Raw genomic sequence first — 12,159 nt, 5'->3', positions numbered from 1 at the left:
GAGAGTAAATTAAGTTACACACGTCGTATTTATGGCCGTTCATAACGGCACAGGTTTAATATCAGAGGAGTGTCTTTATCTGACCGTAATGTTGCAATTGATCTATTTTCAAAATGTCTTTCGGGAAATGATTGTTTAAAGTGTGTTTTTAAATTCTCATTTTAATTCAGCGTGTTATGTCAACTAATGTCATGAATGTTAAATTTTTAAAATTAACTTGATTTGATGTATTGAGATAATTGTGATCAACTTCTAATTTGCATTTTTGTGACGTGGCTTTAGCCATGAGTAAATGCATTTCATAAAAGTTAACTCGAATTTCACTGCAATTCATATATGCTTAATGTAAAAATAATGTTGAAAATAACAAATAATTAATGATTCATGCGAAGAATGACTTTTGTTAGCTCTTTTGATTTTTCGTAAAAAAGAGAGGCACATGAAGGTGCTACTGTATGAGTAACGTTAAGCAAAGATTCTAATACTTCTGGCATAAATGCAGGACAGGTTCGTACAGAGTGGATTTAATCAGTATAATCCTCATAAAATAGTTCAGAATTATTTGAATCGTTAACGGGGATTTGATGTCGATGTTCAGAAATAGCTGAGTCAATCAATGAAGACAGTATCGAAAAAATGACTGTATCAGAACTAATTTCGATTAATTCTTCTCTTTTTTGACCCAAAAAGATATTTATCTTGATTTCATTTGTACTACGGCAATCTATATAAAGTAATTTTTGATCGCTGAGATTTTCCGTTTCATAAATGTTTTTGGCGAGTGTCGGGTGTAATGATGCCAGACATCTGCTCAGATAAGCCAGATCCTTTAGGGAATACCCCACTGAGTAGAGGATGTCAGAGAATTTTTGTGTGTTTACTGTTATCTCTGAAGTGCATGTTGCATTGACAGGAAGAGTATTAAAAGAGAGCTGAGATGGTGTCATGATTTAAATATCACCGTGAGGAATAAAAATCAACCCCGGGCACTGTTTAGCAATATTTTACACAGGGCTGTATAGAAAATTAAAGTATTTGATTGGCGTCGGTTAACTGATCAATAACTAGTGCTAAATTGGTAAACATTTTGAAATGTCGATACTGGCTCGGAATATCATTTTCAAAGACGAAGGATTCAAGGTTATTGTCTGAAAAATAAAGGACAAGTGTTGCTGATTCGTCAGGGGAAATATGGAAATAAATCTGGTTACCAGACGGAGGATTGTCCAGAAGAAGAGCATCTTTGCCCGTCACATACCTGTTATGGTCGTGGACACTACGCTCACACTTCATCAGAGGTGTCATGATACTCATGTATTCATCTGATGTTAATATATTAAAATCGCCATTCATTTTAAAGAAACGATAAAGTATCAGTACATCCTCTAGCGTAACCGGTTGGTTTGTTTTCAGAGGGAAATAAGTGGGAACCAGAAGATGAGGTTCTAATCTATTTTGTTGGGCGCTATAACTGAATTTAAACATAAATTCCGGATCGCTCATCAATTTAGAAACATAATTATGCCTGGCTTCAAAGGTTTTAATTTTTACCAGGTTAAATAAATCTGGTTCTTCATCCTGTATTAAAAGACATTGGCCATAACAGAAAGGTTTTTTTTCATTATAAGCAGAAACGGTTATTCTGTCAGGAGTGTCAACGTTATATCCAAAAGCCAGATAGTTACCCTCCTCATCGCGATCTGTTTCCAGGTTATTTAAATTCATCACATTAAGTGTTTTCAATGCTGATTCAATGAGTTGTTGACCCTCTGAGGTAAATGTTTTGCGCTGCGTTGTATAAAGTGTATCGATACCAACGACTATCCGATGTGGGTCAAGGATGGCGGCAATCAACTTTATTACCTGCACAGTCACGGGTGATGTCATTGATTCGTTATCTTTTTTTAGAGGATCATTTGATGGCCAACCAGAGAAGCGATTGACAACAGAACCTATATTATCAAGACCCATGGCAGCAACCTCATTGTAATCAAGCGAGGCGCTCAGCGTACCCGGCTATAGAAAAACTAACTTGCAAAAATCGCTCATTTTTCGTTTATCAGGCGAAAGTTGCCTGTGTTCATGCAGACACAGTCGCCTCTGTTAAGCGATATCTCTCTCATCAATACTTATTGGTGATTATTACAAATGAAACAATAACATGGCGGTCTTACGGAGATGCTCATAAAGGCAACAATCAATTAACTTTGATAAAAATATGTTATGTAAAATAGCAACAAATTGGCTACTCTAATCAATTGGTATTATAAAAAGTTGATAAGGCGATTCTGTTAAATAAAACACTGGTTTTTTATCTATGTCTTTTTATTGTAATAATTGTGTTACATAAATATTTCACAATAAATTAACAATAAAATTACCAATGGTCTATGGTTTATACATAATTAACATATTTGACTGGTTTTGATATAAATCAATTTTTAATTCTTGAAAAAAATCTGCAAAACACGATAAATTGTCGTAGATCAAATTGGTGAGGTCGTGACAATTTCGCTATAAATTGATCACTGTCGAAAAATGCAAATTTGCTCAATAAAAACCTGTTTATTGTAAGGATTTTGCGGCGTAATATAATTACGGGATCAATTTGGTTTATTCATTAACATATTTGTAACTTTTTTATCATTGTCTTTTCCACTTTTGAGGAAAAGACAGCGATAGAGGCGAGCAAATAATTTTGTATTGGGGCATGCGTGTGACCCTTTCTAACGGGGTTCACTCTCGGAGTCTTCATGCGATGAGCAAGGAGTCATGATGTTAGATATAGTCGAACTGTCGCGCTTACAGTTTGCCTTGACCGCGATGTACCACTTCCTTTTTGTGCCACTGACGCTCGGTATGGCGTTCCTGCTGGCCATTATGGAAACGGTCTACGTCCTTTCCGGCAAACAGATTTATAAAGATATGACCAAGTTCTGGGGCAAGTTGTTTGGTATCAACTTCGCTCTGGGGGTGGCAACCGGTCTGACCATGGAGTTCCAGTTCGGGACTAACTGGTCTTACTATTCCCACTATGTAGGGGATATCTTCGGTGCGCCGCTGGCAATCGAAGGTCTGATGGCCTTCTTCCTCGAATCCACCTTTGTAGGTCTGTTCTTCTTCGGTTGGGATCGTCTGGGTAAAGTTCAGCATATGTGTGTCACCTGGCTGGTGGCGCTCGGTTCAAACCTGTCCGCGCTGTGGATTCTGGTTGCGAACGGCTGGATGCAAAACCCAATCGCGTCCGATTTCAACTTTGAAACTATGCGTATGGAGATGGTGAGCTTCTCCGAGCTGGTGCTTAACCCGGTTGCTCAGGTGAAATTCGTTCACACTGTAGCGTCTGGTTATGTGACTGGCGCGATGTTCATCCTCGGTATCAGCGCATGGTATATGTTGAAAGGTCGTGACTTCGCCTTTGCTAAACGCTCCTTTGCTATCGCTGCCAGCTTCGGTATGGCTGCCGTTCTGTCTGTTATTGTTCTGGGTGATGAATCTGGTTATGAAATGGGCGACGTGCAGAAAACCAAACTGGCTGCTATTGAAGCCGAGTGGGAAACGCAACCTGCACCTGCTGCCTTTACTCTGTTCGGCATTCCTGATCAGGAAGAGGAGACGAACAAATTTGCGATCCAGATCCCTTACGCGCTGGGCATCATTGCAACGCGTTCCGTGGATACCCCGGTTATCGGCCTGAAAGAGCTGATGGTGCAGCATGAAGAACGCATCCGTAACGGGATGAAGGCGTACTCTCTGCTCGAGCAACTGCGTTCTGGTTCTACTGACCAGGCGGTTCGTGACCAGTTCAATAGCATGAAGAAAGACCTCGGTTACGGTCTGCTGCTGAAACGCTATACGCCAAACGTGGCGGATGCAACTGAAGCGCAGATTCAACAGGCAACCAAAGACTCCATTCCACGTGTAGCGCCGCTGTACTTCGCGTTCCGTATCATGGTGGCGTGTGGCTTCCTGCTGCTGGCAATCATCGCGCTCTCTTTCTGGAGTGTCATCCGCAACCGTATTGGCGAGAAAAAATGGCTGCTGCGCGCTGCATTGTACGGTATTCCGTTGCCGTGGATTGCTGTAGAAGCGGGCTGGTTCGTGGCTGAATATGGTCGCCAACCTTGGGCTATCGGTGAAGTGCTGCCGACAGCTGTAGCGAACTCGTCACTGACCGCAGGCGACCTCATCTTCTCGATGGTGCTGATTTGTGGCCTGTATACCCTGTTCCTGGTGGCAGAATTGTTCTTAATGTTCAAGTTTGCACGCCTCGGCCCAAGCAGCCTGAAAACCGGTCGCTATCACTTTGAGCAGTCTTCCACGACTACTCAGCCGGCACGCTAAGACAGGAGTCGTCAAATGATCGATTATGAAGTATTGCGTTTTATCTGGTGGCTGCTGGTTGGCGTTCTGCTGATTGGTTTTGCAGTCACTGACGGTTTCGACATGGGGGTGGGCATGCTCACCCGTTTCCTCGGTCGTAACGACACCGAGCGTCGAATTATGATTAACTCCATCGCACCACACTGGGACGGTAACCAGGTATGGCTGATCACTGCGGGTGGCGCTCTGTTTGCTGCCTGGCCGATGGTCTATGCCGCTGCGTTCTCCGGCTTCTATGTGGCGATGATCCTCGTGCTGGCGTCTTTGTTCTTCCGTCCGGTCGGTTTTGACTACCGCTCCAAGATTGAAGAAACCCGCTGGCGTAACATGTGGGACTGGGGCATCTTCATTGGTAGCTTCGTTCCGCCGCTGGTGATTGGTGTGGCGTTCGGTAACCTGTTGCAGGGCGTACCGTTTAACGTTGATGAATACCTGCGTCTGTACTACACCGGTAACTTCTTCCAGCTGCTTAACCCGTTCGGCCTGCTGGCTGGCGTGGTGAGCGTAGGGATGATCATTACTCAGGGCGCAACCTATCTGCAGATGCGTACCGTGGGCGAACTGCACCTGCGTACCCGTGCAACGGCTCAGGTGGCGGCACTGGTGACACTGGTCTGCTTCGCACTGGCTGGCGTATGGGTGATGTACGGTATCGATGGTTATGTTGTGAAATCAACAATGGACCATTACGCGGCATCTAACCCACTGAATAAAGAAGTGGTTCGTGAAGCTGGCGCATGGTTGGTGAACTTCAACAACACGCCGATTCTGTGGGCTATTCCGGTACTGGGTGTGGTTCTGCCTCTGCTGACCATTCTGACTGCACGTATGGATAAAGCGGCGTGGGCGTTTGTGTTCTCCTCCCTGACGCTGGCCTGCATCATCCTGACTGCCGGTATTGCAATGTTCCCGTTTGTGATGCCGTCCAGCACCATGATGAACGCAAGTCTGACAATGTGGGATGCAACTTCCAGCCAGCTGACGCTTAACGTCATGACCTGGGTTGCGGTGGTTCTGGTACCGATCATTCTGCTCTACACCGCCTGGTGCTACTGGAAAATGTTCGGTCGTATCACCAAAGAAGATATTGAACGTAACACCCACTCTCTGTACTAAGTAAGGAGCTAAAAATGTGGTATTTCGCATGGATTCTGGGAACGCTTCTTGCCTGTTCGTTTGGGGTAATCACCGCGCTGGCGCTTGAGCACGTCGAATCAGGCAAAGCCGGTCAAGAAGACATCTGATGAGTAAGATTATCGCAACCTTGTATGCGGTAATGGACAAGCGCCCCCTGCGGGCGCTTTCCTTCGTGATGGCGCTTCTGTTAGCAGGATGTATGTTTTGGGACCCGTCACGTTTCGCCGCGAAGACCAGTGAACTGGAAATCTGGCATGGTTTATTGCTGATGTGGGCCGTCTGTGCTGGTGTTATTCACGGCGTGGGCTTTCGTCCGAAGAAGGTTCTCTGGCAAGGGATTTTTTGCCCTTTGCTTGCCGATATCGTTCTCATTGTCGGGCTGATTTTCTTCTTCTTTTAAATCAGAATTCTCTTTAAAAATTTATGGGCCGCTTCAGGCCCATAAATTTTTACGCTCCCTTAACTTGCCCTCATTCCCAAACCTCAATCGCGCGCGTATAGTAGCAGCGTTTAAAAGCTCTAACTTTTGTTGCATTACCGGGATGTAAAGTGAATACAACGCTGTTTCGATGGCCGGTTCGCGTCTACTATGAAGATACCGATGCCGGTGGTGTGGTGTACCACGCCAGTTACGTCGCTTTTTATGAAAGAGCACGCACAGAGATGCTGCGTCATCATCACTTCAGTCAGCAGGCGCTGATGGCTGAACGCGTTGCCTTTGTGGTGCGTAAAATGACGGTGGAATATTATGCACCTGCGCGGCTCGACGATATGCTCGAAATACAGACTGAAATAACATCAATGCGTGGCACCTCTTTGGTTTTCACGCAACGTATTGTCAACGCCGAGAATACTTTGCTGAATGAAGCAGAGGTTCTGGTTGTTTGCGTTGACCCACTCAAAATGAAGCCTCGTGCGCTTCCCAAGTCTATTGTCGCGGAGTTTAAGCAGTGACTGACATGAATATCCTTGATTTGTTCCTGAAGGCTAGCCTTCTGGTTAAACTTATCATGTTGATTTTGATTGGTTTTTCAATCGCATCCTGGGCCATTATTATCCAGCGGACCCGTATTCTTAACGCAGCGGCGCGCGAAGCCGAAGCGTTTGAAGATAAATTCTGGTCTGGAATCGAACTTTCTCGCCTCTATCAAGAGAGCCAGGGGAAACGGGATAATCTGACCGGTTCGGAACAAATCTTTTACAGCGGGTTCAAAGAGTTTGTGCGCCTACATCGTGCCAATAGCCATGCGCCGGAAGCCGTAGTGGAAGGGGCGTCGCGAGCGATGCGTATTTCCATGAACCGTGAACTTGAAAATCTGGAAACGCACATTCCGTTCCTCGGTACGGTTGGCTCCATCAGCCCGTATATTGGTCTGTTTGGTACGGTCTGGGGGATCATGCACGCCTTTATCGCCCTCGGGGCGGTAAAACAAGCAACACTGCAAATGGTTGCGCCCGGTATCGCAGAAGCGTTGATTGCGACGGCAATTGGTCTGTTCGCCGCAATTCCGGCGGTAATGGCTTATAACCGCCTCAACCAGCGCGTAAACAAACTGGAACTGAATTACGACAACTTTATGGAAGAGTTTACCGCGATTCTGCACCGCCAGGCGTTTACCGTTAGCGAGAGCAACAAGGGGTAAGCCATGGCCAGAGCGCGTGGACGAGGTCGTCGCGATCTCAAGTCCGAAATCAACATTGTACCGTTGCTGGACGTACTGCTGGTGCTGTTGCTGATCTTTATGGCGACAGCGCCCATCATCACCCAGAGCGTGGAGGTCGATCTGCCAGACGCTACTGAATCACAGGCGGTGAGCAGTAACGATAATCCGCCAGTGATTGTTGAAGTGTCTGGTATTGGTCAGTACACCGTGGTGGTTGAGAAAGATCGCCTGGAGCGTTTACCACCAGAGCAGGTGGTGGCGGAAGTGTCCAGCCGTTTCAAGGCCAACCCGAAAACGGTCTTTCTGATCGGTGGCGCAAAAGATGTGCCTTACGATGAAATAATTAAAGCACTGAACTTGTTACATAGTGCGGGTGTGAAATCGGTTGGTTTAATGACGCAGCCTATCTAAACATCTGCGTTTCCCTAGCTTGAAAGAGAGCGGGTAACAGGCGAACAGTTTTTGGAAACCGAGAGTGTCAAAGGCAACCGAACAAAACGACAAGCTCAAGCGGGCGATAATTATTTCAGCAGTGCTGCATGTCATCTTATTTGCGGCGCTGATCTGGAGTTCGTTCGATGAGAATATAGAAGCTTCAGCCGGAGGCGGCGGTGGTTCGTCCATCGACGCTGTAATGGTTGATTCAGGTGCGGTAGTTGAGCAGTACAAACGCATGCAAAGCCAGGAATCAAGCGCGAAGCGTTCTGATGAGCAGCGCAAGATGAAGGAACAGCAGGCTGCGGAAGAACTGCGTGAGAAACAAGCGGCTGAACAGGAACGCCTGAAGCAACTTGAGAAAGAGCGGTTAGCGGCTCAGGAGCAGAAAAAGCAGGCTGAAGAAGCCGCAAAACAGGCCGAGTTAAAGCAGAAGCAAGCGGAAGAGGCGGCAGCGAAAGCGGCGGCAGATGCTAAAGCGAAGGCTGAAGCGGATGCAAAAGCTGCGGAAGAAGCAGCGAAGAAAGCGGCTGCAGACGCGAAGAAAAAAGCAGAAGCAGAAGCCGCCAAAGCCGCAGCCGAAGCGCAGAAAAAAGCCGAAGCAGCCGCTGCGGCGCTGAAGAAGAAAGCGGAAGCGGCAGAAGCAGCTGCAGCTGAAGCAAGAAAAAAAGCGGCAACTGAAGCTGCTGAAAAAACCAAGGCAGAAGCTGAGAAGAAAGCGGCTGCTGAAAAGGCTGCAGCTGATAAGAAAGCAGCGGCAGAGAAAGCTGCAGCCGACAAAAAAGCAGCAGAAAAAGCGGCTGCTGAAAAGGCAGCAGCTGATAAGAAAGCAGCGGCAGAAAAAGCCGCCGCAGACAAAAAAGCGGCAGCGGCAAAAGCTGCAGCTGAAAAAGCCGCTGCAGCAAAAGCGGCCGCAGAGGCAGATGATATTTTCGGTGAGCTAAGCTCTGGTAAGAATGCACCGAAAACGGGGGGAGGGGCGAAAGGGAACAATGCTTCGCCTGCCGGGAGTGGTAATACTAAAAACAATGGCGCATCAGGGGCCGATATCAATAACTATGCCGGGCAGATTAAATCTGCTATCGAAAGTAAGTTCTATGACGCATCGTCCTATGCAGGCAAGACCTGTACGCTGCGCATAAAACTGGCACCCGATGGTATGTTACTGGATATCAAACCTGAAGGTGGCGATCCCGCACTTTGTCAGGCTGCGTTGGCAGCAGCTAAACTTGCGAAGATCCCGAAACCACCAAGCCAGGCAGTATATGAAGTGTTCAAAAACGCGCCATTGGACTTCAAACCGTAATCGCGATGCTGACTGTTCCGACGGTCAACATCAGACACCGGTTGCCACGGGGTTCTGGTAGTTTTGTGTATTTTAGTTTGTTAACATTCTGCTAAATTATCGTGGGCCATCGGTCCAGATAAGGGAGATATGATGAAGCAGGCATTACGAGTAGCATTTGGTTTTCTCATACTGTGGGCATCAGTTCTGCATGCTGAAGTCCGCATTGTGATCGACAGCGGTGTAGATTCCGGTCGTCCTATTGGCGTTGTTCCTTTCCAGTGGGCGGGTCCTGGTGCAGCACCTGAAGATATTGGCGGCATCGTTGCTGCTGACTTGCGTAACAGCGGTAAATTTAATCCATTAGATCGCGCTCGTCTGCCACAGCAGCCGGGTAGTGCACAGGAAGTACAACCAGCAGCATGGTCTGCGCTGGGCATTGACGCTGTGGTTGTCGGCCAGGTCACTCCGAATCCGGACGGCTCTTACAATGTTGCTTATCAGCTGGTTGACACTGGCGGCGCACCGGGTACTGTACTTGCTCAGAACTCGTACAAAGTGAACAAGCAGTGGCTGCGTTATGCTGGTCATACCGCCAGTGATGAAGTGTTTGAAAAACTGACCGGCATTAAAGGTGCGTTCCGTACCCGTATTGCCTACGTTGTTCAGACCAACGGCGGTCAGTTCCCGTATGAACTGCGCGTATCTGACTATGACGGTTACAACCAGTTTGTCGTTCACCGTTCTCCGCAGCCGCTGATGTCTCCGGCGTGGTCACCAGACGGTTCTAAACTGGCTTATGTGACCTTCGAAAGCGGTCGTTCCGCGCTGGTCATCCAAACGCTGGCAAATGGCGCTGTACGTCAGGTGGCTTCATTCCCGCGTCACAACGGTGCACCTGCATTCTCGCCAGACGGCAGCAAACTGGCATTCGCCTTGTCGAAAACCGGTAGCCTGAACCTGTACGTAATGGATTTGGCTTCTGGTCAGATCCGCCAGGTGACTGATGGTCGCAGTAACAATACCGAACCGACCTGGTTCCCGGACAGCCAGAACCTGGCATTTACTTCTGACCAGGCCGGTCGTCCGCAGGTTTATAAAGTGAATATCAACGGCGGTGCGCCACAACGTATTACCTGGGAAGGTTCGCAGAACCAGGATGCGGATGTCAGCAGCGACGGTAAATTTATGGTAATGGTCAGCTCCAATGGTGGGCAGCAGCACATTGCCAAACAAGATCTGGCAACGGGAGGCGTACAAGTTCTGTCGTCCACGTTCCTGGATGAAACGCCAAGTCTGGCACCTAACGGCACTATGGTAATCTACAGCTCTTCTCAGGGGATGGGATCCGTGCTGAATTTGGTTTCTACAGATGGGCGTTTCAAAGCGCGTCTTCCGGCAACTGATGGACAGGTCAAATTCCCTGCCTGGTCGCCGTATCTGTGATAATAATTAATTGAATAGTAAAGGAATCATTGAAATGCAACTGAACAAAGTGCTGAAAGGGCTGATGATTGCTCTGCCTGTTATGGCAATTGCGGCATGTTCTTCCAACAAGAACGCCAGCAATGACGGCAGCGAAGGCATGCTGGGTGCCGGCACTGGTATGGATGCGAACGGCGGCAATGGCAACATGTCTTCCGAAGAGCAGGCTCGTCTGCAAATGCAACAGCTGCAGCAGAACAACATCGTTTACTTCGATCTGGACAAGTACGATATCCGTTCTGACTTCGCTCAAATGCTGGATGCACACGCAAACTTCCTGCGTAGCAACCCGTCTTACAAAGTCACCGTAGAAGGTCACGCGGACGAACGTGGTACTCCGGAATACAACATCTCCCTGGGTGAACGTCGTGCGAACGCCGTTAAGATGTACCTGCAGGGTAAAGGCGTTTCTGCAGACCAGATCTCCATCGTTTCTTACGGTAAAGAAAAACCTGCAGTACTGGGTCATGACGAAGCGGCATACTCCAAAAACCGTCGTGCGGTACTGGTTTACTAAGAGAATTGCATGAGCAGTAACTTCAGACATCAACTATTGAGTCTGTCGTTACTGGTTGGTATAGCGGCCCCCTGGGCCGCTTTTGCTCAGGCACCAATCAGTAGTGTCGGCTCAGGCTCGGTCGAAGACCGCGTCACTCAACTTGAGCGTATTTCTAATGCTCACAGCCAGCTTTTAACCCAACTCCAGCAACAACTCTCTGATAATCAATCCGATATTGATTCCCTGCGTGGTCAGATTCAGGAAAATCAGTATCAACTGAATCAGGTCGTGGAGCGGCAAAAGCAGATCCTGTTGCAGATCGATAGCCTCAGCAGCGGTGGTGCAGCGGCGCAATCAACCAGCGGCGATCAAAGCGGTGCGGCGGCATCAACGACGCCGACAGCTGATGCTGGTACTGCGAATGCTGGCGCGCCGGTGAAAAGCGGTGATGCAAACACGGATTACAATGCAGCTATTGCGCTGGTGCAGGATAAATCCCGCCAGGATGACGCAATGGTGGCATTTCAGAATTTCATCAAAAATTACCCTGATTCAACTTACCTGCCAAACGCCAATTATTGGCTGGGTCAGTTAAACTACAACAAGGGTAAAAAAGATGATGCGGCGTATTATTTTGCTTCGGTAGTGAAAAACTATCCGAAGTCACCGAAGGCTGCAGATGCGATGTTTAAAGTCGGCGTCATCATGCAGGACAAAGGTGACACCGCAAAAGCGAAAGCTGTATATCAGCAGGTTATCAGTAAATACCCTGGGACTGATGGCGCAAAACAGGCGCAAAAACGTCTGAACGCGATGTAATGCATAACACACGACCAGAAGTCGCATTATTTCTGGTCGTGTCGTGCGAATCATAAGCAGTTGAGTGATCTACATCGAAATTTTTGTTGCGCTCAAGTCTGAAATCAGTAATATATGCCGCCGTTGCCACGGGATATCAAACAAACCGAAAGCAACGAAAAAGTGGGTCGTTAGCTCAGTTGGTAGAGCAGTTGACTTTTAATCAATTGGTCGCAGGTTCGAATCCTGCACGACCCACCAATCGCTAAGGTGGAAGCGGTAGTAAAACGTGAAGGATAACGTTGCGTCAGCAACGGCCCGAAGGGCGAGACGAAGTCGAGTCATCCTGCACGACCCACCACTAACCTAGTTAGTTGTAGTATCCAGCGTAGTATCGGGTGATTAGCTCAGCTGGGAGAGCACCTCCCTTACAAGGAGGGGGTCGGCGGTTCGATCCCGTCATCACCCACCAC

At 47.8% G+C, this 12,159-nt stretch carries 13 protein-coding genes and 2 tRNA genes; 13 read left to right on the top strand and 2 right to left on the bottom strand.

What is annotated here, in order from left to right; all coding sequences use genetic code 11:
- Positions 1-524 precede the first annotated feature (524 nt).
- On the bottom strand, positions 525-947 hold the full coding sequence (locus ATB02_RS19805) for a hypothetical protein (protein WP_105272134.1): 423 nt from the start codon (positions 945-947) through the stop codon (positions 525-527).
- 79 nt (positions 948-1,026) lie between these two features.
- A complete protein-coding gene (locus ATB02_RS19800) occupies positions 1,027-1,971 on the bottom strand; it encodes a hypothetical protein (protein ID WP_105272133.1) in 945 nt (314 codons plus the stop codon).
- A gap of 804 nt (positions 1,972-2,775) precedes the next feature.
- Here ATB02_RS19800 and cydA point away from each other — a divergent pair.
- The 13 genes from cydA (at position 2,776) to ATB02_RS19735 (ending at position 12,158) form a co-directional block, all read left to right on the top strand.
- Entirely contained in the window at positions 2,776-4,344 is a 1,569-nt protein-coding gene (cydA, locus tag ATB02_RS19795; RefSeq protein WP_000884361.1) for a cytochrome ubiquinol oxidase subunit I, read from the top strand.
- 15 nt (positions 4,345-4,359) lie between these two features.
- The gene (gene cydB / locus ATB02_RS19790; RefSeq protein ID WP_000568277.1) at positions 4,360-5,499 is read left to right on the top strand and encodes a cytochrome d ubiquinol oxidase subunit II; all 1,140 of its coding nucleotides are present in this window, start codon (positions 4,360-4,362) and stop codon (positions 5,497-5,499) included.
- Between the two features lie 14 nt (positions 5,500-5,513).
- On the top strand, positions 5,514-5,627 hold the full coding sequence (gene cydX / locus ATB02_RS19785) for a cytochrome bd-I oxidase subunit CydX (protein WP_000270282.1): 114 nt from the start codon (positions 5,514-5,516) through the stop codon (positions 5,625-5,627).
- Positions 5,627-5,920 carry a cyd operon protein YbgE gene (ybgE, locus tag ATB02_RS19780; protein WP_105272132.1) on the top strand — a complete coding sequence of 98 codons (294 nt, stop codon included), beginning with the start codon at positions 5,627-5,629 and terminating at the stop codon, positions 5,918-5,920. The genes cydX and ybgE overlap by 1 nt, the downstream gene beginning before the upstream one ends.
- Positions 5,921-6,069: 149 nt before the next feature.
- On the top strand, positions 6,070-6,474 hold the full coding sequence (gene ybgC / locus ATB02_RS19775) for a tol-pal system-associated acyl-CoA thioesterase (RefSeq protein WP_001098384.1): 405 nt from the start codon (positions 6,070-6,072) through the stop codon (positions 6,472-6,474).
- Positions 6,471-7,163, top strand: coding sequence for a Tol-Pal system protein TolQ (tolQ, locus tag ATB02_RS19770; RefSeq protein WP_000131314.1), 693 nt, complete (start codon positions 6,471-6,473; stop codon positions 7,161-7,163). The genes ybgC and tolQ overlap by 4 nt, the downstream gene beginning before the upstream one ends.
- A 3-nt stretch (positions 7,164-7,166) precedes the next feature.
- Positions 7,167-7,595 (top strand): colicin uptake protein TolR, encoded by a 429-nt coding sequence (tolR, locus tag ATB02_RS19765; protein WP_000090097.1) that lies wholly within the window; start codon positions 7,167-7,169, stop codon positions 7,593-7,595.
- A gap of 64 nt (positions 7,596-7,659) precedes the next feature.
- Positions 7,660-8,925 carry a cell envelope integrity protein TolA gene (gene tolA / locus ATB02_RS19760; protein ID WP_032302713.1) on the top strand — a complete coding sequence of 422 codons (1,266 nt, stop codon included), beginning with the start codon at positions 7,660-7,662 and terminating at the stop codon, positions 8,923-8,925.
- A 132-nt stretch (positions 8,926-9,057) separates the two neighbouring features.
- On the top strand, positions 9,058-10,350 hold the full coding sequence (tolB, locus tag ATB02_RS19755) for a Tol-Pal system beta propeller repeat protein TolB (protein WP_001295307.1): 1,293 nt from the start codon (positions 9,058-9,060) through the stop codon (positions 10,348-10,350).
- A 34-nt stretch (positions 10,351-10,384) separates the two neighbouring features.
- On the top strand, positions 10,385-10,906 hold the full coding sequence (pal, locus tag ATB02_RS19750) for a peptidoglycan-associated lipoprotein Pal (RefSeq protein ID WP_001295306.1): 522 nt from the start codon (positions 10,385-10,387) through the stop codon (positions 10,904-10,906).
- A 9-nt stretch (positions 10,907-10,915) separates the two neighbouring features.
- Positions 10,916-11,707, top strand: coding sequence for a cell division protein CpoB (gene cpoB, locus ATB02_RS19745; protein WP_000097569.1), 792 nt, complete (start codon positions 10,916-10,918; stop codon positions 11,705-11,707).
- 164 nt (positions 11,708-11,871) lie between these two features.
- Positions 11,872-11,947, top strand: a tRNA-Lys gene (locus ATB02_RS19740).
- 135 nt (positions 11,948-12,082) lie between these two features.
- Positions 12,083-12,158: transfer RNA gene (locus tag ATB02_RS19735), tRNA-Val, on the top strand.
- Position 12,159 lies beyond the last annotated feature (1 nt).

The sequence above is a fragment of the Escherichia sp. MOD1-EC5189 genome, assembly GCF_002966045.1.
In the GTDB taxonomy this organism is placed as follows: Bacteria; Pseudomonadota; Gammaproteobacteria; order Enterobacterales; family Enterobacteriaceae; genus Escherichia; species Escherichia coli_F.
Note: the sequence above shows the minus strand (reverse complement) of the source record. Positions and strands in the feature narration are given on the sequence as shown.